Below are 23,105 nucleotides of genomic sequence, written 5' to 3' on the forward strand. Positions count from 1 at the left end.
CCGACCATGAGCCTTGATGCTTTTTCCGAGTCCTTTGGTGTACTGAAAGATCCCCGCCAGACGGCCAAAATCACTTACCCGTTGTTCGATATTCTGTTCCTGACAGTCTGTGCGATCATCGCCAGTGCCGAAGGGTGGGAGGACATCGAGGATTTTGGTGAGGCGCACCTCGACTGGTTTCAGGATAAAGGCTTGTTTCCCAATGGCCTGCCGGTACATGACACCATCGCCCGTATCATCTCTGCCCTTGACCCGGCCGAGTTCCAACAGTGCTTTATTCACTGGGCACAGTCGGTCAATGAACGTACCGGCAGTAAGCTCATTGCCATTGATGGCAAGACCTTACGGGGCTCATATAACCGTGAGGACAGGCGCTCAGCCATCCACATGGTCAGCGCCTTTGCGGTCGATAACAAGGTGGTCATGGGTCAGCTGAAAACAGAGGAAAAATCCAATGAAATCAAGGCAATCCCCGCGCTGTTAAGCTTGCTGGATATCAATGGCTGCCTGGTTTCCATTGATGCCATGGGTTGCCAGACCAGGATAGCGGAAGCCATTATCAACCAAGGTGGAGATTACCTGCTCGCGGTAAAAGATAACCAGGAGCGGCTGCAGCGGGCTGTACAGCGTGAGCTTCGCCCGGTACACAGTGCAGGGACCAACCCGGACAATGTCACCATCGAGCAGGGACATGGCCGCATCGAAGCCCGGGAGTACCATGTACTGCCAGCTGATGCACTGCTTGACGATTTTCCCGAGTGGACGGGCATCAAGACCCTGGGCGTCGCCATCGGTTAGCGCCAAGATAAATCAGGCAAATCTTCTCTGGAGTACCGTTACTACATCAGCGCGGCGGAGTTGGACACAGCGCCTATCTGGAGCAGGTGATCATTGCCGGAATGGCGTCATTGGGTGAAAAGTAAACATACGTGCTCTCGCCCTGCCCCGGTTCCCCCTACTATCCTTGTGAAGCAACAAAAATTTAACCATGTATTGCGCAAGTGCAGCCACGCCTTGTGTGCAGCCTTCACAGCAACGGGAATCCATTCTGGAGGAACAGGGAATGATTGAATCGAACTATGCCATTACCGGCACCTTTCTCGTGTATTTGATCGGCATGATGGCCATCGGCTACTACGCCTACAAGCGTACCTCCAACTCGGCCGACTACTTCCTCGGTGGTCGCTCTCTGGGTCCCTGGCCGGCGGCCATTTCCGCCGGCGCCTCGGACATGAGTGGCTGGTTGCTGCTGGGCCTGCCCGGTTTTGCCTATGCCGCCGGGCTCGAATCCGTCTGGCTGGCCGGCGGTCTGCTGCTGGGCACCTGGGCCAACTGGCTGTTCTGTGCCAAGCGCCTGCGCACCTACACCCTGGAAGTGGATAACGCCATCACCATCCCCGAATACCTGTCGCGCCGTTTCGAAGACAAATCCAAGCTGCTGCAAATCATCTCCGCCCTGGTCATATTGCTGTTCTTCCTGTTCTATACCAGCTCCGGCCTGGTGGCCGGCGGCAAGCTGTTCGAGACCGTGTTCGGCCTGGATTACCAGATTGCCGTGGTGGTGGGCACCCTCTGCATCGTGTCCTACACCCTGTTCGGCGGTTTCCTGGCCGTATCCTGGACCGATCTGGTGCAGGGCCTGCTGATGGCCGCCGCCCTGATGATAGTGCCGTTCGCCGCGATGGAAGGGAGCTTCGGCCAGTTTCAGTCCGAGTTGCATGCCCTGGACCCCGAGCTGCTGACCCTGTGGAGCAACATAGATGGCGAGCCCCTGTCCGCCATCGCCATTATTTCACTGGCCGCCTGGGGGCTGGGTTATTTCGGCCAACCTCATATTCTGGCCCGCTTCAATGCCACCCGCAGCAACAAAGACATCACCACCGCCCGCCGCATCGCCGTGACCTGGAGCTTCCTGTCCATGGCCGGCGCCCTGATGGTCGGCATGGTGGGCCTGCTCTATGTACAGAAAAACATGGGTGGCGAGCTGGCCGATGCGGAAACCATCTTCATGGTGCTGGTCAACGCCGTGTTCCACCCGGTGATTGCCGGTATCCTGCTGGCCGCCATCCTCGCCGCCATCATGAGTACTGCCGACTCCCAGTTGCTGGTGTCCTCTTCGGCGCTGGCCGAAGATTTTTACAAGCAGATGTTCCCCCACACCGCCGCCAAAACGCTGGTCAACATCGGCCGTTTTGCGGTAGTCGCCCTGTCGCTGGTGGCGCTGATGCTGGCAATGAACCCGGACAGCACGGTACTGGGTCTGGTGTCCTACGCCTGGGCCGGATTCGGTGCCGCCTTTGGCCCCGCTCTGCTGTTCAGCCTGTACTGGCGCAACATGAACCGCAACGGCGCCCTGGCCGGGGTGCTGGTGGGCGGCATGACCGTGGTTATCTGGAAACAGCTTTCCGGCGGCCTCTTCGATCTCTATGAAATCGTCCCCGGCTTCATCTTCGCCTCCATCGCCATCGTGCTGGTCAGCAAGATGACCGGCGGCCCCAAGCCATCGGTCACCCAGACCTTCGATCATTATCGCAAGAGCCTGGATACCCTGGACTAGCCCCATATCAGCCCGGCACTCCCCGGGCTTTTTTAACACCGATCTTTTTCAAGCGTGTCGGCTAAGCTTGTGTCTATTCGTACCACACAAGAGCCGATGCCATGACCCCACCCTTTCTTTATCTCGGCAGCAATCACCAACGCCAGCCAATAACGCTTTCCCTGCCCATGGCCACCCGCCACGGACTGATTGCCGGTGCCACCGGTACCGGTAAAACCGTCACCCTGCAGCGTCTGGCCGAAGGTTTTTCCCGTGCCGGCACCCCTGTATTCATGGCCGATATCAAGGGCGACCTGTCCGGTCTGGCGGCGCCCGCCACCCCAGGTGGCAAGGTCGCCCAGCGGCTGGAGCAACTCGGGCTGACAGACTATCGGCCGCGGGCGGTTCCCACCCTGTTCTGGGATCTGTTCGGGGAGCAAGGTCATCCGGTGCGCACCACCATCTCGGAGCTGGGTCCGCTGCTGCTGGCCAACATCATGGAGCTTAACGACACCCAGACCGGTATTCTCTATGGCTGTTTTCGCATCGCCGACGATCAGGGTCTGCTGCTGCTCGATCTCAAGGATCTTCGCGCCCTGCTGATCTGGGTGTCCGACAACAGCAAAACCCTGAGCAAGCAATACGGCAGCCTGCCCGGTAACAGTCTCGGTGCCATTCAACGGCGGCTGATGGTGCTGGAGCAGGAAGGGGCCGAGCGCTTCTTCGGGGAGCCGGCGCTCAGTCTGCACGATTTGATGCTGAAGGATTTTTCCGGCCAGGGCGTGGTCAGTATTCTCGACGCCACCCGGCTGATGCAGACGCCCAGGCTGTATTCCACCTTTCTGCTCTGGCTGCTGAGCGAACTGTTCGAAACCCTGCCGGAAGTCGGGGATCCGGAACAACCTGTGCTGGTGTTCTTCTTCGATGAGGCCCACCTGCTGTTCGACTCTGCCCCTACCGCCTTGCTGGAAAAAATCGAGCAACTGGTGCGGCTGATCCGCTCCAGGGGGGTCGGTATCTATTTTATCAGCCAGAGCCCGCTGGATATTCCCGACAGCGTGCTGGGGCAGCTCGGTAACCGGGTGCAACATGCCCTGCGGGCCTTTACCCCCCGTGATGAACAGGCGGTCAGGGCCGCCGCCCGCACCTTTCACACCAACCCCGCCTTCGACACCCAGGCCGCCATCACCCAACTGGGCGTGGGCGAAGCACTGGTGTCGGTGCTGGATGAACAAGGCAGCCCCACCCGGGTGGAGATCACCCTTATCTGTCCTCCCGAATCCCGTATAGGACCGCTGAGCGCGGCAGAAAGAGCCACACGCCAGCAGGCTTCGCCCCTGGCCGGCCGCTATGCGTCACTGCTGGACAGAGACTCGGCCTTCGAGATGCTCGCCCGCCGAGTGCCCGCACCTGCGGCCACCACATCGGCGCCAGCAGAAGCCACCTCCTCCCCTGTGCCCAAGCGTGGCAGTCAACGGGATTCACTGCTGGAAAGCGTGGCCAAAAGCACCCTGCGCAGCATCGGCAGTCAGCTGGGCCGGCGTCTGGTTCGCGGCCTGCTCGGCTCGCTGCTGGGCGGACGTTGACGGCTCAGGATGCATCCAGAAAAGAAAACATAGCACCGAGCACCAAGCGCCGAGCTGAAATATGAATCAAGATCCTGACCTTCGTCAGGATGGCGGACGATTTCAACTGGCCGCCAGGCAGAAAAAAGCCGCAAAAGATTTGCGGCTCTGGATTTGGTTTGCTTTCGCTGGGTACCGGGTTTTTACATCTGCGATTGCAGGTAGTTGGGCAGACCGATACGGTTGATCAGGCCCAGCTGTTGCTCCAGCCAGTGGGTGTGGTCGTTTTCGGTGTCTTCCAGCAATACCTGCAGCATGTCACGGCTTTGGTAGTCTTGCACCTGTTCGCACAGGGCCATGACATTGCGCAGATCCTCGATCACCTTGTATTCCAGGTTCAAGTCGCTCTGCAGCATGGCCGGCACGTCCTTGCCGATGTTCAGGGGGACCCGGCTCACCATGTCCGGGGTGCCCCCCAGGAACAGGATGCGCTCAATCAGCTTGGATGCATGGCCCTTTTCATCTTCAAACTCGTGATCGATGCGCTCGAACAGCTTCTTGAAGCCCCAGTCGTCATACATGCGAGAGTGAATAAAATACTGATCCATGGCGCTCAGTTCACCGGCCAGCAGCTCGTTCAGCGCCGCTATTACCTTTGCATTACCTTTCATGTTCGGCTCCCCTTACATTTGCGACTGTTGGTAGTTTTCGAGCCCGACCTTGGCGATCAGATCGAGCTGGGTGTCTACCCAGTCGAGATGGGCTTCTTCGTATTCTTCGAGTTCGCAGAGCAGCTCGCGGGAAACGTATTCCTGCACCGACTCGCAATAGGCGATGGCCTCTTTCAGCACCTGTAACTGTTCTTCCACCTGCTGCTTGTCACATTGCAGCATTTCTTCGGTGTTTTCACCGATACGCAGACGGTTGAGGTGTTGCAGGTTGGGCAGCCCTTCGAGAAACAGGATACGTTCTATCAGCTGGTCGGCCTGCTTCATGTCCTTGATGGACTTCTTGTATTCGCGTTCGTCCAGCTGATGCAGGCCCCAGTTCTTGAACATGCGGGCATGCAGAAAATACTGGTTGATGGAGGTGAGCTCTATGCTCAGCATCTGATTCAGGTACTCAATGACTTTCTTGTCGCCTTTCATATCTGTCCCCCTCTGAATAATGCGTCGATCATAGCCTCAAGTGAGCTGCTTTACAAACACCACAATAAACTAAGCTATTGATTTTATTTGGATAACGTAGTGTTAATAAAAACAAATCCGATTTATAGCCAGGCTCACCCATAGTGCCGATGATTACTACAGAATAGTCGCATATCCGGTCGGCGCCTTATGCCGGCTGCCCAACTGTCGATGCGGCGCAACGGGCAATCGAAAAGGGCTTCCCGGCGTGGGAAGCCCTTGAAGCAGAGCTTTACTTGATCCAGATGGGGTTGGAGTAGGCCCGGTTGCCCTGCTTGTCTTCCACGACCCACTGCATCCAGGTGCGTTTGGGCGGTACCGGTACTCCGGTTCTGAACCACTTGGCACCGTTGATTTTCCAGCCGGCGACCTGTTTGCCGTCCAGCCAGACCTCGGCCCTGGCCAGCCCCACACCGGAGCGGAATTCAACCTGGGTTTCGCTGTAAGGCGTCGCCTCGCCACCGAAGTTGGTGGTGATGGGATAAACCTCGGGACCAAAGCTGACGAAGCTGTGACCGCGGGCGGCGGCACTGGCGAAGTCGGCGGTAATACGGCCCTTGGGGGTATAGGCATAGAGCTTGCCGCTGTTACGGCGCGCATCTTTCAACCGGGGGCCGACGTTCAGGTAAACCCGCTCGCCCCGGTTCCAACGCTGGCGCATCACCGACAGATAAGACTCGAAGTTACCGGTCACCGGCTTCAGCTCAAATAACCCCAATTCGGCCTGAGGGCTGGAAGTGGTATACATTTCCTTGTCAGACAGCAGGTTACCGAGCGAGCCGGCACTGAGCCAGGCGGTAAAATCGCCCTGCTGACCCGCAGCATAAGAGCGACGCAGATCATCGGTTTCATACAATTCGTTCAAACTGTTCTGCAGCTGGGCCGCGGTCCAGTGACTCTGCACCATGCGCGTCATGTCGTTATAACCGGGCAAGTCCGGGTTAACCGGCTCGTTACGCTGCAATCGATATCCGGCAAACAGGGTTTCCTTGACCGGATCGAGCATTTTGGTGCTGAGCTTGATGCCGGGGTAATCCTTGTCCACTTCGTAACGGCTCAACAGACGATGTCCGTTCCATTGTCGTGTCAGCTCAATGACCAGCTGCTCGGAGGTATGCTTGACCACCTCCAGCTTTTCAACGGCCAGCTCCCCCTCGCCGGGCACAAAATCAACCGACTCGACCAGATCGGCGCCAAAGGCGCCGTTTTCCACCAGGGCCAGATCCACGATGCCACCCCGGGCGATGGCAAAGGTAAAATGCGGGGTACGAATGGTCATAGCATCGGCACCGCGGGCATCACCACCGGCTATTTGGGTCGGGCCCTGCACCACCTCAATACCGGCAGGTGGGGCATTTTTTGCGGTGTGGGATGAACAGGCGGTCAGAACCATGGCGGCCAGCAGCGGCAGGCCGATTTGATAAAAGCGCATCTTGCAGAAACCCTGAATGAAGGAACAACGATGAAGCCGGAATTCTGACAGCTCCTTGCCAGAACTCAAGCTCCGCAAAAAAGAAGCCACGGCCGTGAAGCGGCGCTCATTCCCGTTAACGCCGATGTGCCCTGCACAGGCCATGAAACGGTTTGCCTGGCATCGCGACGAACGGGGTCGCTCAAGGCTCGTCCTGCTCCAGCCAGGCTCTGGCATCCTGCAGATGCTCGAAATACTGCACCTGACTGCCGAGCAGAAACCAGTCCACCACCATGGCCATCAGCTTTTCCTTGAGATCGATCCCCACTATCGCCAGCTTGCTGAATTCATCGCCATGCTTGCGGGTAAACTGAATGTCTTCCCACAGGGCTTTTGCCTCCCAGCTATTGAAGTCAATCATGTCGACCAGGGCCTTTATTCTGGGGTTGTCCATGTCTTCCAGAGCCTGTTCGAGCTGTTGTTCCATCTCCCTGAAATCGTCGTAGGCGATATCGCCATAAATCTTGATGGTGAGCCACAGGATATGGTTATCCTGCTTGTTCATCTCGACGGACATGCCGTGTGCTTCCAACATCATGGTGCTCCCTTATGTGTGCCTCATGGCCATAATTATGGTCGCTACCGCCACTTGCGCCTTGGGTTGTCGCTAAAAAGGAACTAAAAATGGCTACTCGTCGATTTCAACTTGCCTGACCATCCCGTTGCAGGCAGCCTTGACGCAAATCTTAGTCTTCTGGAATGTAACGCTCGTGCGCAAAATACAATATATGCTGCTGTTGCTGATCCTGTGCGCTGTCGGCTACGTCGTGGCCGCCCCCTGGTTAACCGCCTACCGGATCAGCAACGCCGTCGACCGACGCGACAGCGTGGCACTGGCCGAACAGGTGGAATTCGACGCCGTACGCCAGAGCCTGAAGCAACAGCTGAACAGCCGGGTGTTGCGCGAGCTGGGCGCAGACACCCAACAAAATTCCTTCGCCGCCCTCGGTGCCGGCCTGGCCAACATCATGGTGGACAGCCTGCTGGATGCCTACATGACCCCGGCCGGTATAGAGCGGCTGATGCGGGGAGAAACGCCGGCGCCGGGCATTCCCGAAAGCGGCCCGCCCCCGCCCTCCAATACCGACGGTAACGGCTCCGACGCCGGCAAGCCCCAGGCCGAGCGTAAAAAACTGTTCTCGGACGCCCGCATGGGTTACCGGTCGCTGCATCGTTTCGTGGTCACTGTGACCGACGATGAGGGCAGAGAGGCCGAGTTCGTGCTGAGCCGACGCGGCCTTGAGTGGAAGCTGACCGCCATCCTGCTGCCGCTGAATTAACCGACGCAGGGCTGAATACGACGGGAGCCAATGCTGAGTGAAGCTCCGGGCAAAGCCGGTGGATTGATGCCAGACTGATGATATGAATGGCGAGCCCGGTCAGGGCTTCGCTGGCTCCATGTTGATCCAGGGAGAATCATGCCATGCGTCACTGGTTCCAGTTTCCCATCCGTGAGGGAAACACCTCACGTCAGGCTCACTGTGACATGCCGGAGGGTACCTTCGAGCGGGAAATCGGCAAGGAAGGTTTTTTTGGCCCCGCCACCCACATGTATCATCGTCACCCGCCCACCGGCTGGAGCGCCTGGGAAGGCCCGCTGCGCCCTCGCGCCTTCGACACCAACAAGCTTCCGTCACTCGGACCCAGCCCTTGGGATGCCACGCCGCTGCTGTACAACGCCAGCCTGCTGGTACGCATCTGGCAGAGCGACAAGTCGATGAATCATCTGGTGCGTAACGGCGACGGCGACGAGTGTCTGTTTATCCACCAGGGCAGCGGTCATCTCTATTGCGATTACGGCCATATGTCCTTCCGGGAGGGCGACTATATTATTCTGCCCCGAGCCACCAGCTGGCGACTCGAGCTGGATGAGCCGGTCACCATACTGATGATTGAAGCCACCGACGGCTCTTATATGAACGCCAAGCGGGGCCTGGTTGGCCGGCACGCGGTGTTCGATCCGGCCATCCTCGAATACCCTCGCCTGGACGACGCCTTCAAGGCCCAGAGCGAGCAGCCCGGCGACTGGCAAGTGCTGCTCAAGGCGCGGAAGCAGATAAACCGTATCAGCTTCCCCTTCAATCCGCTGGACGCCCAGGGCTGGACCGGCGATCTGACGGTGTTAAAGCTCAACTGGCGTGATATTCGCCCGCTGATGAGCCACCGCTATCATCTGCCGCCCTCGGCGCACACCACCTTCGTCACCAACGACTTCGTGATCTGTACCTTCGTGCCCCGACCTATCGAGTCCGATCCCGGTGCGCTCAAGGTGCCCTTCTACCACAACAACGACGATTACGATGAAGTCATCTTCTATCATCAGGGCAACTTCTTCAGCCGTGACAACATAGAAGCGGGCATGATCACCCTGCACCCCTGCGGCTTTACCCATGGGCCCCATCCCAAGGCCTTTGCCACCGGTGCCAAGCACACCCGCACCGAAACCGATGAGGTGGCGGTGATGATCGACTCACGGCGGGCGCTGGAAGTCGCAGAGCTGCCGGACGGGGTGGAAAACATCGACTATGTGAATTCCTGGCAGGCAAAACCATAACGCGATAAAGCGCACTGGATACATCAAGGAGGCGATGGTGAAACTGGCTTCTCTGAAACAAGGCCGTGACGGCCAACTACTGGTGGTCTCCCGGGATCTGGGCCGGGCGGTCAAGGCCACCGATATCGCCGCCACTATGCAGGCAGCACTGGACAACTGGGTCGATGCCGAGCCCAAGTTGCAGGCCCTGTACCAGCAGCTGAACGACGGCGCCTGCGCCGACAGCTTCGCCTTCGACCCGGCCGCCTGCGCCTCGCCCCTGCCTCGCGCCTACCAGTGGGCCGACGGCAGCGCCTATGTCAACCATGTGGAGCTGGTGCGCAAGGCCCGCAACGCCGAGATGCCGGCCAGCTTCTGGACCGACCCGCTGATGTACCAGGGCATGTCCGATGGCTTTATCGGCCCCCGTGACGACATTCGCCTGGCCGACGAAGCCTGGGGTATCGACTTCGAGGGCGAAATCGCGGTGGTCACCGACGACGTGCCCATGGGTACCGGCGCCGAACAGGCCGGCTCCCATATCAAGCTGCTGATGCTGGTCAACGATGTCTCGCTGCGCAACCTGATCCCGGGTGAGCTGGGCAAGGGCTTCGGCTTTTTTCAGTCAAAGCCGGCTTCCTCCTTCTCGCCGGTGGCCATCACCCCTGATGAACTGGGCGATGCCTGGCAGGACACCAGGGTGCATCACCGTCTGCGGGTACATCTGAACGGTGAACTGTTCGGCGAGCCGGATGCGGGCACCGACATGACCTTCAATTTCGCCCGATTGCTGGCCCATGTCAGCTTCAACCGGGCCTTGTCTGCCGGCTCCATTATCGGCTCGGGCACCGTCTCGAACGTGGATCGCAGCACCGGCTCCTGCTGTCTGGCCGAGCGGCGCATGCTGGAGATCATCGAGCAGGGCGCCGCCAGGACGCCTTTCATGCAGTTTGGTGATCGGGTACGTATCGAGATGCTGGACGCGCAGGGCCAGTCCATCTTCGGAGCCATCGATCAGCGGGTCGTGAAACATGAAGCTCTATGATTATGTGCGATCCAGTGCGGCCTACCGGGTTCGCATCGCGCTCAATCTGAAAGGGGTGGTCTATGAGGCCATCCCCATCTCCCTGCTGGACGGCATCCATCAGGGAGACAGTTACCGGGCGCTGAACCCCACCGGCCTGGTGCCCAGCCTGGCTATTGATGATCAAGGAAGCGGCAAAGGCATCATAGGTCAGTCGCTGGCCATTATCGAGTACCTGGACGAATGCTACCCGGAGCCGGCTCTGCTGCCGGCCACTCCCCTTGAACGGGCCCGGGTCCGGGCGCTGGCGTTGCAGGTGGCCTGCGACATGCACCCGCTCAACAACCTGCGGGTACTCAAGTACCTGACCGGTGAACTCGGCATCAGTGAGGCACAGAAAACCGCCTGGTATCACCACTGGCTGAAGCAGGGACTGGCGCCGCTGGAACAGCAGCTGAGCGCCAGCGACACGCCGTTCTGCTGCGGTGACACCCCCGGTCTTGCGGATATCTGCCTGATACCCCAGCTCTATAATGCCCATCGGTTCAAGCTGGACATGAACCCCTACCCCAGGCTCGTGGCCATCGATCGGGCCTGCAACCGTCTGGAGGCATTTCAGCGGGCTCACCCGGATCAGCAATAAAAGTGGGGCCACACGGCCCCGCTCAGCTATCGGTTCCCGCTCTCTCGCACAAACCGTCACGGTCTTGTTATGCTGTAGTTATCTCGGCAGCAGTTATCTCGGCAGCGACAAGGAGATGGTTATGCACGAACAAAACACCCTGTTATGGCGCCCCTCTCCCTCCCGGATAAAGCGCAGCCAGCTGTATGAGTTCATGCAACAGGCAAACCGCCGTTATGACCTTGAGCTGACCGATTATCAAGGTCTGCATGCCTGGTCGGTACAGGACAGTGCCGATTTCTGGGATCTGGTGTGGGATTTCGCCGAGGTAGTGGGTGAAAAGGGGGAGCAGCCGGTGCTGAACGCCGCCAGCGCCCGGGAAGCGGTCTGGTTTCCCGAAGCGCAACTTAACTTTGCCGAAAATCTGTTGCGCCATGCCACGACACACCCGGATAAAGACGCGCTGCTGTTTCAGGCAGAGGGCCAGCACCAGCGGCGCCTGAGCTGGGCCGAGCTGACCGAGCAGGTGGCGGCCATTCGTGTCGGCCTGGAGCGCTTCGGCGTCAAGCCCGGTGATGTGGTGGCCGGTTACCTGCCCAATCTGCCGGAAACGGTAGTGGCCATGCTGGCTACAGCAGCGCTGGGGGCAATCTGGACCTCCACCTCCCCCGACTTCGGTGCCGACAGCGTGATAGAACGTTTCGGTCAGACCCGACCAAAGGTGCTGTTCAGCGCCGATGGCTACCGCTATAACGGCAAGCTGCATGACTCCAGTGCCAGGGCCAGAACCATAGTCGCAGCCATCGACAGCATAGCGCTCTGGGTGCAGATCCCCTATATCGGCCAGCACAGGCTCACCCCGAACGACAGGCTCACCCCGAACGACGAAGTTCAGCACTGGCCGGAATTATTGGCTCGCCACGCCGGGCAGCCGCTGCACTTCACCCCCATGCCCTTCAATGCGCCCCTCTATATACTTTACTCCTCGGGTACCACCGGCCAGCCCAAGTGCATCATCCATTCGGCGGGCGGCACCTTGCTCAACCATCTGAAAGAACACCGGCTGCATTGCGACATTCGCCCCGGAGACCGGGTGTTCTATTTCACCACCTGCGGCTGGATGATGTGGAACTGGCTGGTCTCGGCACTGGCCGGTGGCGCTACCCTGCTGCTCTATGAAGGGTCGCCCTTCTTTCCCGATGGCAGTGTGCTGTGGGACTGGGCCGAACAGGAAAGCATCACCCTGTTCGGTACCTCCGCCAAATACCTGGAAGCCATGGAAAAGCAGCGGATTCATCCACGCGACCACCATTATCTGGGGGCCCTGCGCACCCTGTGCTCCACCGGTTCGGCCCTGGCGCCCGAGCAGTTCGACTTCGTTTACCGGCGCATCAAGTCCAACCTGCAACTGGCGTCCATCGCCGGCGGTACCGACATCTGCGGCTGCTTCGTGCTCGGCAACCCCATCAGCCCGGTCTATCGTGGCGAATGTCAGGGCATCGGGCTGGGGCTGGATGTACAGGTGTTCGACGAACAGGGCCATCCATTGCTGGAGCAGCAGGGCGAACTGGTCTGTTGCAACGGTTTTCCCAATCGGCCAGTTGGGTTCTGGAACGACCACGACGGCAGCCGCTATGACGCCGCCTACTGGCAGACCTATCCGGGCTGCTGGCATCACGGTGACAGAGTGGCGTTGACGGTACACGGCGGCATTGTGTTCTACGGCCGTTCGGATACGGTGCTCAACCCGGGTGGGGTACGCATCGGCACCGCCGAAATCTATCGTCAGATCAGTCGCTTCGAACAAATAGTGGATGCGGTGGTCGTTGGTCAGCACTGGCGCAATGATGAACGGGTGCTGCTGTTCGTCAAGCTGGCCGAAGGTGAAACGCTGGACAGTTCCCTGAAAGCGGCCATTGGCCGACGCATTCGCAGCCAGTGCAGCCCTCGCCATGTGCCGGACAAGATACTGGCGGTGGCCGATATTCCCAGAACCCGCTCGGGCAAGACGGTCGAACTGGCAGTGCGCAATGTGGTGGAAGGCAAGCCGGTGAAGAACATAAGCGCTCTGGCCAATCCGGAGGCACTGGCGCTGTTTCGCGATCTGCCCGAACTCAACGTATGATGAGCACAGACCGGAGCCTTACCACCTGTGCCCGGACGGCGGGGCAATCACCCGATAGCCACGCTGATAGGGACGGTAGTAATTACCGCCGTGATAGTAGTAAGGGTCGCCACCCAGGCTGAAGCTGACATAACCACCGGGCAGGCCATGCACTAGGGTACCCAGAGGCAGGGTCACCGAGATATGTGCTCGCGAAGAATGCTGCTCACGATAATAGTGACGGGGCGGCTGATAATAATACTGCTCCACCACCCTTGCCCTGCGCGGGGCGTACCGATAGTGACGATGATGCCTGTGATGCCGAGCGTGTTTACGGTGCTTGAAGTGCTTGCCGTAGTGCTTGCCATAGTACTGATTCTGATGCCGGTCGTAGCCCTGCTTATATCCTCGGCCATCACCGCGCCCCTCTCTGTCTGCCAGCACCTGAGGTGCCATCAGACCAAGGGTCAGTGCCCCGATCAGAGGCAACAGCCAGCGACGACATTGGCGTTTGAAAAGTTGCGGAATCATGGGACTCTCCTCCTCTTAACAACTATCGGTGTGGGATAACCCGGTATGGGATAACCCGGTATGGGATAACCGATGAGTGTGGAGATACCTTGATTATGGTTCAGATCCGGAGATAACGACAACCCGGCCAGACGTTGAAGTCAGCCTGTCTCTGTGGAAGGTCAGCCGGTATCAAGCGTTGGCAGAAGCTATCGCCCTGCCTGACTCAAACCGCTGTTATTGATCGAGAAAACGTCCCTGCAGCATTTCACGTTCACGCTGACATTCGGCCAGATAGATGGCGGCGACCACGGCAGAGTGAGTGTGATAATCATCAATGGCTTTCGATACCATTAATTCCAGTGTCCTTTCATTCTTGGCCATGCGAAATTTACGCAGCCAGTACAGCTTGTCGGTCAATTCCCGATCAAGGGTGTTTTCTTCTATCATAGATGAGAGGTAATCCAGTGAAGTTATCGAGTCGGTGAAATCATTAATCGGTGAAACAAATCTGCGAAACAATCGCTGCGAAACAATCGAAAAAGGAGCCTTGTCGGCTCCTTTAAGTATTAGCGGCTTCTGGGTACAAAGCCAATCACATCATATACCTTTTCCAGGGTCTGTACAGCCTTTACCCGAGCCTTGTCGGCACCCAGCGTCAGGATGTTGCACAGCTCGCCTTCGTCTTCCCGCAGCTCATGGAAGCGACGCTGAATCGGCTCCAGCATGGCCAGTACCGCCTCGGCGGTCTCGGTCTTGAGGTGGCCGTACATCTTGCCTTCAAAGTGCTGCTCCAGCTCGGGAATGGAGCGACCGCTGGCACCGGCCATCAAGGTCAGCAGGTTGGAGACACCAGGCTTGTTTTCCACATCGAAACGCACGGTGGGCGGATCCTGCGAGTCGGTGACCGCCCGCTTGAGCTTCTTGGCGATGACCTTGGGATCTTCCAGCAGTCCGATGAAGTTATTGACGTTGTCGTCTGACTTGGACATTTTTTTGGTCGGCTCCTGCAGACTCATGATGCGGGCGCCATCTGCAGGAATAAAAGGCTCGGGCACGGTGAACACCTCACCGTAGAGCTGATTGAAACGGTAGGCCACGTCCCGGGTCAGCTCCAGATGCTGCTTCTGATCGTTACCTACCGGCACCTGGCTGGTCTGGTACAGCAGTATGTCCGCCGCCATCAGCGCCGGATAGGTGAACAGACCGGCGTTGATGTTTTCGGCATAGCGGCTGGATTTGTCCTTGAACTGGGTCATGCGCGACAGTTCGCCGAACTGGGTATAGCAGTTCAGAATCCAGGAAAGCTCCGCATGCTCGGGCACATGCGACTGAATGAAAATGGTGCTCTGCTCCGGATCCAGGCCGATGGCCAGATAAAGGGCGGCGGCATCCAGGCAGGCGGCACGCAGCGCTTGTGGGTCCTGGCGTACGGTAATGGCGTGCATGTCCACGATGCAATACAGACAGTCATAGTCCTGCTGCATCTTCACCCACTGGCGCAAAGCACCCATGTAGTTGCCTATGGTCAGCTGCCCGGAAGGTTGGGCGCCGCTGAAAACAATTGGTTTAGCCATGATTATCCTTTCTGTGTTCATTTTGTAGCAACAGGTCGAGCAGCCCGCGAATATCGCTCATCACCCAGTCGGGCTGGCTTTCGGCAATATCCCGGCCGTAGTTGTAGCCATAGGTCAGACCCACCACCGCCATGCCGGCCGCCTTGGCCGCCAGCACATCGTTTTCGGAATCACCGATCATCAAGGAGCGCGCCGGCTCGATATTCAGTTCGCGACACACGTGCAACAGCGGGGCCGGATCGGGCTTTTTCTGCGCCAGGCTGTCACCGCCCAGCACGAGCGAGAAGTAGTCGCTCACGCCCGCCGCCGCCAGTATGGCGGGCACAAAGCGGTAAGGCTTGTTGGTGACGATAGCCAGTGTCTTGCCTGACCGATACAGGTGCTGCAGGGTATCCAGCACGCCGGGATAAAACACCAGTTCGTGCTCAGCCACCCCGTCATAGGCGACGTCGAACGCCATTCTCGCCTCTTGCTGCTGTGTGGCATTCGGTTCGCACCCGAGCGCCGCCATGAGGGCCCGCCGCACCAGCATGTCGGCGCCGTTACCCACCCAATGACGTACCGCCAGCTCTTCCGCCGACGCATGGCCCAATTGCTCCAGCATACGGTTTACCGCCAGGGCGAGTTGGGGCACGCTGTCGATCAGGGTGCCATCCAGATCGAACTGGATCAGTTCGAACTTATCCACGAACGCTGGCCAGTTCGCTACGCATCCGGTCGATGACCGCCTTGTAATCGGGCTGACTGAAGATGGCGGAGCCGGCCACAAACATGTCGGCACCGGCCTCGGCGATGGCGCGAATATTGTCGACCTTGACGCCACCGTCTATTTCCAGCCGGATGTTGCGACCGCTTTCATCGATGCGACGACGGGCCTGACGCAGCTTGTCGAGGGTACCGTCGATAAAGGACTGACCACCAAAACCGGGGTTGACCGACATCAGCAGGATCACATCCACCTTGTCCATCACGTAATCCAGGTAGCTGAGCGGGGTGGCCGGGTTGAACACCAGGCCGGCCTGACAGCCCTGCTCCCGTATCAATCCCAGGGTGCGGTCGATATGCTCGGACGCCTCGGGATGAAAGGTAATGATGGAAGCACCGGCCTCGGCAAACTGCGGCACCAGGCTGTCTACCGGCTTGACCATCAGGTGAACATCGATGGGCGCCTGAATGCCGTAGTCGCGCAACGCCTTGCAGACCATGGGGCCTATGGTCAGATTGGGCACATAATGGTTGTCCATCACATCGAAGTGCACCACATCGGCGCCCGCTTGCAGCACCTGGGCCACGTCGTCACCCAGGCGGGCAAAGTCGGCGGAAAGAATAGAGGGGGCAATCAGGTAGTCGGTCATCAAAGTTCCCTTGAGCGCAAAAAATCGTCCAATTCTACCCCAGATCGGCGCCAAGCGCTAAGTTGAGATATGGCTTCGCCATATTGCACAGCGAAAGCAGTATCTACATAGGTCGTCACTCTGTAGTCGCTGCTTCAGCTGCGAAATCCGGCAACGCCGGATCTGGTGCTTGGTTGAATTAAATTGGACACTCTGGGGGCATAATGAGCTGGAAACACAGGCTACAGGCGGTGGCGGCGGCACTGTTTGGCGTGCAGTCACAGAAGAATCGGCAACAGCAGTTCAGCGGCAGTCCCTGGCCCTATCTGGGCCTGGGGACGCTGGCCATTGTCGGGCTGGTGGTGTTCCTGCTGTTGGTGGTACGGCTGGTGCTTAAAGCGTGAGGGGCAAAGCGTAAGAAGTGAGGCGATGTCCTCCTCATCCCTTATTCTTCACTCCTCACAAACAGAGCCGGGGCTGAACAGGGCCAGCAGTTCGTCCACTTTCTTGCGATTGTGCGCATGACGGCTGATGGTGCGCTTGACCGCCACCACATCCAGGTTGGCATCTCGATACAGTTCACGGGTCAGCGGAATGTCATGGTTGCTGATCAGCACCGGCACGCCACGAGCCGCGGTTTCCCGTGCCAGTCGCGCCAGAATAGCCTGATCATCCAGCGTAAAGCCGTTGGCGGCATAGGTGGTAAAGCTGGCGGTGGGCGACAAGGGCGCATAAGGCGGGTCGCAGTAAAACACCTGATCTGCACTGGCCTGGGCAAACACCTCGGTGTAACTCTGGCAGACGAAGGTCGCTTTCTGGGCTTTTTCGGCAAAAAACCACAGCTCCCGCTCGGGAAAATAAGGCTTCTTGTAGGCGCCGAACGGTACGTTGAACCCCCCCTTCTTGTTGTAACGGCAGAGGCCGTTATAACCATGTCGGTTCAGATACAGGAACAAGAGCGCACGCCGGTAGCGATCCCGTTCCTGGTTAAACTCGACACGAAAGTCGTAGTAAGCGGTTTTATCGTTATTGGCGGCGGTAAACAGCGCAGCGGCATCGCGGATGAAGGCATCAGGTCGGGTCTTGAGCAACTGATAAAGGTGGATTAAATCCGCATTGATGTCAGCCAGCACATAGGCTTCAAACTCGGAATTCAGAAATACCGAACCCGCGCCCACAAAGGGTTCCACCAGCACCCGACCTTCGGGCAGACGGCGGTTGATGCTGTCTACCAGGCCGTATTTACCGCCGGCCCATTTCAGGAATGCCCGAGTTTTAGTCATTGTCGTCATCAAAGCCTAACCGGTGAGGGGCGCGCATTGTAACCGCAAGCCACCCTCATGACTATGGTTTGACTTCTTTTTGCACCTGAGCGAAGGGTTTGGGCCAGGGTTTGGCCGCCTGCAGCTCGGTTGACAGCACCCCGATGGCGCGTCGCGCCTGCTGAGGCGAGTCGAAATCGCCAAACACCAGTACAAACCAGGGTTGCCCCTTGATACTGCGTGGATAAACCCAGGCCGGCGTCAGGGTATGACGGAACGCCAGTTTCTCCAGCGCACCCCGGTCCCGCCCGGCCATCAGTTGCAGGGTATAGCGTCCGGCCGGCTTCTGCATCAGCGCCGACAGCGGACTCAGCCCCTCGCTGGTAGCTGGTTCCCGCATTGCCGGAGTAGCCGGAGTAGCCGGAGTAGCCGGTGTTGCCGGTGTTGCCGGTGTTGCCGAGGGCTCGGGGGCCGCCTTGCGCTGCATCAACTGGCTGACTACCCTGTCTTCGATCACCACCCGCTCCTTGTCGCTGTCGTCCGGAGTCTCGGCGACGCGGGTATTGATGGCCGGCGTCTCGGGCAAGGACTCAACCGGCCACTCCCGTACCAGTCCATCGCCCGATGCCGCTGGCACCTCGGCACCGGGCGTCGGAGCCGTGACCGGCGGCGGCAACGCCAACTCGTTTTCCTGCTCGAAGGGCTGAACCAGCCTGGGCGCCGTCGTCTCGGCTCCACCCAGCAGGCGGACGATAATAATCAACAGCACCACCACTATCAGGGCGGTGAGCAGGATTTTGACCGATTTCTGCTCCAGCAACTGACGATAATCTTGTGTTTTCATCTGCGGCTCCATGGTATCAATCACATCACCGGGATACTGAATATCATGCGATGTGGCGGGGGGGGACTGATATCCCAGAGCTTGCCATAAATCCTCCTTGTCCGCCTCCGTCAACGGCAGTACTTCTACTTCCACTACCTTTGGTTTCATCACATCATCGAGCTGCCGACGTACCTGGCTTGCCCAGTCAGCCGAGCCCAGCAACACCATGAAGGGCCTGACCGAAGCAGGTAACACCAGATACAGCTGCACCAGCTCCTGCAGCAGAATATCGGTCAGCCATTCGGCATTGTCCACCACCAGCAATCGCTTGTGCAGACTGGCCGGCAGCAGCCTGGCCATCGTATCGGGCAGCAAGTCATCGGCATCGAACACGGTTCCCGGAAACCAGCTGCCAAGCAATGCATCGCGAAAACGGGCATGACTGTCGAGCGCTTTCGCATCGAGCTGCGTGGGCAACATCAAGGTTGTTTCTTCGGTCAGCCTGTCGGCCAGATAAGACTTGCCGGCGCCCTGAGGGCCGGTGAGCAGAATAAAATCGGTATCGAGGCGGGAAAGGTGCAGCAGCCGCGCCAGCAGCTGCTGCTGAGAGGAAAAGGGAAGATTAACCGCCTCGGTCACGGCTTCCTTTCCGACATCACCACCTGCGCCAGCTGCTGCTCGGTGACATCGTCTACCACCTGGGCCCGGCCAATGCCCACCGGCAACACCAGCCGCATCTTGCCGGCCAGTACTTTCTTGTCGCGCAGCATATGCGGCAGATACTGCTCGAGTGTCATCTCGGCAGGCCCCAGCACCGGCAGGTGCGCCTTGATCAACAGGGCTTCCACCCGAGATACCTCGGTCGCACTCATTTCGCCGCGCAGACGAGCGGTATGACAGGCCTGCAGGGTACCGGCGGCCACCGCCTCGCCATGCAGCCAGTTGCCGTAGCCCATTTCCGCTTCGATGGCGTGGCCGAAGGTGTGGCCCAGGTTGAGCAGGGCCCGTACTCCGTGTTCCCGTTCGTCACAGGCGACCATTTCCGCCTTGATTTCACAACAACGACGAATGGCATAGCCCAGCGCATCGGCCTCGAGCCGTTGCAGTCGCTGCAGGTTCTGCTCCAGCCAGTCGAAGAAATCGGCGTCCCAGATGATGCCGTACTTGATCACCTCGGCCAGACCGGCAGCAAACTCCCGCTCCGGCAGCGTTTGCAGGCAGAGGGTATCGATCAACACCAGCCGAGGTTGATAGAAGGCACCTATCATGTTCTTGCCCAGCGGGTGGTTGACCGCGGTTTTGCCGCCAACGGAAGAGTCAACCTGCGCCAGCAGGGTGGTCGGCACCTGAATAAAGGGGACGCCACGCTGGTAACAGGCAGCCGAAAATCCGGTCAGATCACCAATCACGCCACCACCGAGGGCAATCAGGGTAGTATCCCGACCGTGGTTGCCGGCCAGCAGCGACCCCATCACCTGATTGAAGGTGTCCAGGGTCTTGAACTGCTCGCCATCGGGCAGCACCAGGGATTCGACCTGCAGCGGCGCCAGCGCCGCCAGCAGGGTATCGAGGTACAGGGGCGCAACCACGTCATTGGTGACAACCAGTACCTTGTTGCCCTTGACCATGTCCCGCAACAGTGAGCCCTGTGACAGACTCCCTTCGGCAATAATAATGGGGTAGCTGCGCTCACCCAGATTGACGGTTAACCTTTCCATGGAACTCCTGTCCGTTACAGGCCGATCAGTTCGGCTATCTGATTCGCTACCAGCTTGGCGCCCTGTTCGTCGGTGCGCACCACATAATCGGCAATTTCCAGATACAAGGCGTTACGCTCGGCAGCCAGGCGTTCCAGCACTTCCTGGGGCGGCTCTTCGGTTTGCAGCAGCGGACGACGCTTGTCTTTCTGCACCCGGGCCAACTGCTTATCTACCGGCGTTTCCAGATACACGACGATGCCGCGGGCCGACAGCCGGTTACGGCTCTCTTTGCTCTTGATGGAACCACCGCCGGTGGCCAGCACTATGCCCTGCAGCTCGCTCAGATCATTGATCACCTTTTCTTCGCGTTGGCGGAAGCCTTCTTCGCCTTCTACATCAAACACCCAGCTGATATCGGCACCGGTTCGACGCTCAATCTCATGATCGGAGTCATAAAACTCCATATGCAGTTGCTGCGCCAGGTATTTACCAATGGTGCTCTTGCCCGCACCCATAGGCCCTACAAGGAAGATATTGCGTTTCTCAGCCATGTTACACGAAATTCTCACAAACGAATGCGCCCCACGAACACCGCAGGGTCGACGATGAACCTAACCTTAACTTTCTGAAATTGGACGCCGGATTATCGCAACTGCGCCGGTCGCTGGCAAGGGTAACACCCGCCATGGGGCCAAAGAAGCCCGGTACGAGACCGCATCTTGCCATGTTGCGCTCGCGCCCATCTTCCCGTTTCTGGTCTGTTTGATGACGGCTTTCCCCCTTAAGACCGGGGCAAAGCCATTCTGGAGTTCAAATACTGTCGTGCACAATACGGGGGGTGACAAAGATAATCAACTCGCGTTTCTTATTGCTGTCGCTCGTGGTTTTAAACAGCCGGCCCACCACGGGGATGTCCCCCAGCAAGGGCACCTTGGTGACACTACGCAGGATATTCTGTTGAAAGATTCCCCCCAGCACCAGGGTTTCGCCGTCGTTAACCAGCACCTGGGTGGTAATCGACTGGGTATTGATCGCCACTGCCTCCCCGCCGGTAGCCTGAGGGATACGCTCGCCGATGGAGTCCTGAGTGATGGTCAAATCCAGCACCACCCGGTTATCGGGGGTGATCTGCGGCGTGACCTTGAGGCTGAGCACCGCATCCTGAAATTCCACTTCGGTACCGCCATCACTGGCGGAAGAAAACGGCACCTGGGTCCCCTGTTCGATCAACGCCGGCTTCTGATTGGAGGTGGTCACCCTGGGGCTGGCGATAATCTCGGCCCGGTTTTCCCGCTCCAGCGCCGACAGCTCCAGATCCAGGATACGACCACCGCTGAGCTTGGCCACCTGAAAGGCGATGTTACCCGCCGCCCCCGCCGCCGGCAGATTAACGTTCAGCGAATTGTCATCAACCCCGGCACGAATGCCCTCCAGGGTGCCGCTTACCGATTGCTGGTTGCGGCCGCTGCTGCTGTCGTTGCTGTAGCCCCAGCGCACCCCGAAGGCTTCTTCGAAGCCGTCGTCTATGGTCACCATGCGCGCTTCAATCACCACCTGCTTGATGGGAATATCGAGCAGGGACAGCATACGCCTGATGTTATCGATGCTTTGCCGGGTGTCCTTGATGACCAGCATGTTGGTTCTGCCATCCACCGCTATGGCGCCCCGCTCGGTCAGCAGGCCGGTACTTTCATTGGTCAGCAGCGCCACCACATCCACCGCCTTGGCATAATTCACCTGCAACATCTCGGTGACCAGAGGGGCCAGCACTTCCTTGGCCTGACGATTTTCCAGTTGCTGCTGCTCTTGTTGCGCCAGCTCCGCCGCCGGCGCCACCAGCAGAATATTGCCATCCAGCCGCTTGTCCAGCCCCCGCACCTGCAATATGGTGTCCAATGCCTGCTCCCAGGGGACGCCATCGAGGCGCAGGGTCAGGTTGCCCTGGACCGAGTCGGTGGTGACCAGGTTGAAGTTGTTGAAATCCGCAATCAGCTGCAGCACTGTGCGCACCGGAATATCCTGGAAGTTCATCGAGATGGGCTTGCCGGTGTACTGCTTGCTCGCCTTACTCGCCGAGGCCGCCTTTGCTGCCACCGGTTTGGCCAGCTCCAGCACAAACAGGCGCGCCGCCTGATCGTAGCGATAATCGAAAGTCCCGCTGGTATCGACCGTCAGCAGCACATCGCCCCCCTCGCGACGGCTGCGGATACGGTTGACCAGGGTGCCAAAATCGTTGACATCCAGCACCTGCAGCAGGGCATCGTCGATATGGGTATTGTGAAACCTGGCGATCAGCCGGTTACCCTTGACCTGCATATCGACCGCGGCACTGGGCTTGTCCAGTTGCACCAGCACCTGGCCCTGACCATCGCGACCACGGCGAAAGTCGATGCCGGTGACGGCATTGATAGCCCCCGGCGGCAATACGGAACCCTTGCCATCCACGCCGCTGACGCCCTTTCCCAGCAGCAGTGACAGGCGATTGCCCTCGCGCTGCAACCGGTATGCCTGCATGGACTCCATTATCAAGGCCACTTCCAGATGGGTGCCGACCCGACGCACATCCACAGTACTGACCCCCTGTCTTTCTATGGGGATCAGGTTTTCCTGCAATGCGGAGAAGCCATCCGGTATCTGCAGCACCAGCCGATCCGGGTTCTGACGAACCACATCGGTCACCAGCGACGGAGGGGCGTCAAATTCCAGCTCCAGCATCAGCTGCTCTCCCGCCAGAGGATTGACCCTGAGGCTTTCCAGGCTGACGGCAGCCAGTAGCTGGCCAAGCGGAGCCATGCCGAGTGCCAGGCCGCACATCAGCTTTATCACCATTTTTCTTGTCATAGCGCACTCCATT

Annotated in this window: 22 protein-coding genes and 1 pseudogene; 9 read left to right on the top strand and 14 right to left on the bottom strand. The window is 58.8% G+C overall.

The features are described 5' to 3' along the window. Nucleotides 1–6: 6 nt before the first annotated feature. From HNR62_RS13820 to HNR62_RS13830, 3 genes and pseudogenes are all read left to right on the top strand, one after another. Nucleotides 7–861, top strand: a pseudogene (locus tag HNR62_RS13820) (ISAs1 family transposase); the annotation flags it as partial. A gap of 202 nt (nucleotides 862–1,063) precedes the next feature. Then, nucleotides 1,064–2,557, top strand: a complete 1,494-nt coding sequence (gene putP / locus HNR62_RS13825; protein WP_239552816.1) for a sodium/proline symporter PutP — start codon at nucleotides 1,064–1,066, stop codon at nucleotides 2,555–2,557. A gap of 101 nt (nucleotides 2,558–2,658) precedes the next feature. Continuing rightward, complete coding sequence (locus HNR62_RS13830; RefSeq protein WP_204796663.1) at nucleotides 2,659–4,122, top strand: helicase HerA-like domain-containing protein; 1,464 nt, start codon at nucleotides 2,659–2,661, stop codon at nucleotides 4,120–4,122. Nucleotides 4,123–4,304: 182 nt separating this feature from the next. Here the strand turns inward: HNR62_RS13830 and bfr (HNR62_RS13835) are convergent, their stop codons facing one another. The 4 genes from bfr (HNR62_RS13835) to HNR62_RS13850 form a co-directional block, all read right to left on the bottom strand. Further along, the gene (gene bfr / locus HNR62_RS13835) at nucleotides 4,305–4,772 is read right to left on the bottom strand and encodes a bacterioferritin (RefSeq protein ID WP_204796664.1); all 468 of its coding nucleotides are present in this window, start codon (nucleotides 4,770–4,772) and stop codon (nucleotides 4,305–4,307) included. A gap of 12 nt (nucleotides 4,773–4,784) precedes the next feature. Beyond that, nucleotides 4,785–5,249: a bacterioferritin gene (gene bfr / locus HNR62_RS13840; protein ID WP_204796665.1), complete on the bottom strand. Its 465-nt coding sequence runs from the start codon at nucleotides 5,247–5,249 to the stop codon at nucleotides 4,785–4,787. 271 nt (nucleotides 5,250–5,520) lie between these two features. After that, complete coding sequence (locus HNR62_RS13845) at nucleotides 5,521–6,720, bottom strand: CehA/McbA family metallohydrolase domain-containing protein (protein WP_204796666.1); 1,200 nt, start codon at nucleotides 6,718–6,720, stop codon at nucleotides 5,521–5,523. A gap of 181 nt (nucleotides 6,721–6,901) precedes the next feature. Further along, the gene (locus tag HNR62_RS13850; RefSeq protein ID WP_204796667.1) at nucleotides 6,902–7,297 is read right to left on the bottom strand and encodes a SpoIIAA family protein; all 396 of its coding nucleotides are present in this window, start codon (nucleotides 7,295–7,297) and stop codon (nucleotides 6,902–6,904) included. 172 nt (nucleotides 7,298–7,469) lie between these two features. Between HNR62_RS13850 and HNR62_RS13855 the strand changes: the two genes are divergently transcribed. The 5 genes from HNR62_RS13855 (at nucleotide 7,470) to HNR62_RS13875 (ending at nucleotide 13,063) form a co-directional block, all read left to right on the top strand. Beyond that, nucleotides 7,470–8,039 carry a DUF2939 domain-containing protein gene (locus tag HNR62_RS13855; RefSeq protein ID WP_204796668.1) on the top strand — a complete coding sequence of 190 codons (570 nt, stop codon included), beginning with the start codon at nucleotides 7,470–7,472 and terminating at the stop codon, nucleotides 8,037–8,039. 143 nt (nucleotides 8,040–8,182) lie between these two features. Further along, nucleotides 8,183–9,313: a homogentisate 1,2-dioxygenase gene (locus HNR62_RS13860; RefSeq protein ID WP_204796669.1), complete on the top strand. Its 1,131-nt coding sequence runs from the start codon at nucleotides 8,183–8,185 to the stop codon at nucleotides 9,311–9,313. Between the two features lie 37 nt (nucleotides 9,314–9,350). Continuing rightward, the gene (locus HNR62_RS13865; protein ID WP_204796696.1) at nucleotides 9,351–10,337 is read left to right on the top strand and encodes a fumarylacetoacetate hydrolase family protein; all 987 of its coding nucleotides are present in this window, start codon (nucleotides 9,351–9,353) and stop codon (nucleotides 10,335–10,337) included. Beyond that, nucleotides 10,324–10,959 (top strand): maleylacetoacetate isomerase, encoded by a 636-nt coding sequence (gene maiA, locus HNR62_RS13870; protein WP_204796670.1) that lies wholly within the window; start codon nucleotides 10,324–10,326, stop codon nucleotides 10,957–10,959. Before HNR62_RS13865 ends, maiA begins: the two co-directional genes overlap by 14 nt. A 121-nt stretch (nucleotides 10,960–11,080) precedes the next feature. Next, nucleotides 11,081–13,063, top strand: a complete 1,983-nt coding sequence (locus HNR62_RS13875; RefSeq protein ID WP_204796671.1) for an acetoacetate--CoA ligase — start codon at nucleotides 11,081–11,083, stop codon at nucleotides 13,061–13,063. Nucleotides 13,064–13,081: 18 nt separating this feature from the next. Here the strand turns inward: HNR62_RS13875 and HNR62_RS13880 are convergent, their stop codons facing one another. From HNR62_RS13880 to rpe, 5 genes are all read right to left on the bottom strand, one after another. After that, the gene (locus tag HNR62_RS13880) at nucleotides 13,082–13,573 is read right to left on the bottom strand and encodes a DUF6515 family protein (RefSeq protein ID WP_204796672.1); all 492 of its coding nucleotides are present in this window, start codon (nucleotides 13,571–13,573) and stop codon (nucleotides 13,082–13,084) included. A 216-nt stretch (nucleotides 13,574–13,789) separates the two neighbouring features. Continuing rightward, entirely contained in the window at nucleotides 13,790–14,002 is a 213-nt protein-coding gene (locus HNR62_RS13885) for a hypothetical protein (protein ID WP_204796673.1), read from the bottom strand. 119 nt (nucleotides 14,003–14,121) lie between these two features. Next, complete coding sequence (gene trpS, locus HNR62_RS13890; protein WP_204796674.1) at nucleotides 14,122–15,129, bottom strand: tryptophan--tRNA ligase; 1,008 nt, start codon at nucleotides 15,127–15,129, stop codon at nucleotides 14,122–14,124. Next, a complete protein-coding gene (locus HNR62_RS13895; protein ID WP_204796675.1) occupies nucleotides 15,122–15,817 on the bottom strand; it encodes a phosphoglycolate phosphatase in 696 nt (231 codons plus the stop codon). The genes trpS and HNR62_RS13895 overlap by 8 nt, the downstream gene beginning before the upstream one ends. Beyond that, on the bottom strand, nucleotides 15,810–16,484 hold the full coding sequence (rpe, locus tag HNR62_RS13900; protein ID WP_204796676.1) for a ribulose-phosphate 3-epimerase: 675 nt from the start codon (nucleotides 16,482–16,484) through the stop codon (nucleotides 15,810–15,812). The genes HNR62_RS13895 and rpe overlap by 8 nt, the downstream gene beginning before the upstream one ends. Before the next feature lie 203 nt (nucleotides 16,485–16,687). On the opposite strand from rpe, the gene HNR62_RS13905 reads away from it, so the two are divergent. Beyond that, entirely contained in the window at nucleotides 16,688–16,867 is a 180-nt protein-coding gene (locus tag HNR62_RS13905; RefSeq protein ID WP_204796677.1) for a DUF2970 domain-containing protein, read from the top strand. A gap of 48 nt (nucleotides 16,868–16,915) precedes the next feature. On the opposite strand, the gene HNR62_RS13910 is transcribed toward HNR62_RS13905, so the two are convergent. The 5 genes from HNR62_RS13910 to HNR62_RS13930 all read right to left on the bottom strand — a co-directional run bounded on the left by HNR62_RS13910 (nucleotide 16,916) and on the right by HNR62_RS13930 (nucleotide 23,092). Beyond that, a complete protein-coding gene (locus HNR62_RS13910; protein ID WP_204796678.1) occupies nucleotides 16,916–17,746 on the bottom strand; it encodes a Dam family site-specific DNA-(adenine-N6)-methyltransferase in 831 nt (276 codons plus the stop codon). 61 nt (nucleotides 17,747–17,807) lie between these two features. Then, nucleotides 17,808–19,190, bottom strand: coding sequence for an AAA family ATPase (locus tag HNR62_RS13915; protein WP_204796679.1), 1,383 nt, complete (start codon nucleotides 19,188–19,190; stop codon nucleotides 17,808–17,810). Then, nucleotides 19,187–20,269 carry a 3-dehydroquinate synthase gene (gene aroB, locus HNR62_RS13920; RefSeq protein WP_204796680.1) on the bottom strand — a complete coding sequence of 361 codons (1,083 nt, stop codon included), beginning with the start codon at nucleotides 20,267–20,269 and terminating at the stop codon, nucleotides 19,187–19,189. Before aroB ends, HNR62_RS13915 begins: the two co-directional genes overlap by 4 nt. A 14-nt stretch (nucleotides 20,270–20,283) precedes the next feature. Next, a complete protein-coding gene (gene aroK, locus HNR62_RS13925) occupies nucleotides 20,284–20,802 on the bottom strand; it encodes a shikimate kinase AroK (RefSeq protein WP_204796681.1) in 519 nt (172 codons plus the stop codon). 259 nt (nucleotides 20,803–21,061) lie between these two features. Then, nucleotides 21,062–23,092, bottom strand: a complete 2,031-nt coding sequence (locus HNR62_RS13930) for a type IV pilus secretin PilQ (RefSeq protein WP_204796682.1) — start codon at nucleotides 23,090–23,092, stop codon at nucleotides 21,062–21,064. Nucleotides 23,093–23,105: the final 13 nt, after the last annotated feature.

The sequence above is a fragment of the Oceanisphaera litoralis genome, from assembly GCF_016907015.1.
In the GTDB taxonomy this organism is placed as follows: domain Bacteria; phylum Pseudomonadota; class Gammaproteobacteria; order Enterobacterales; family Aeromonadaceae; genus Oceanimonas; species Oceanimonas litoralis.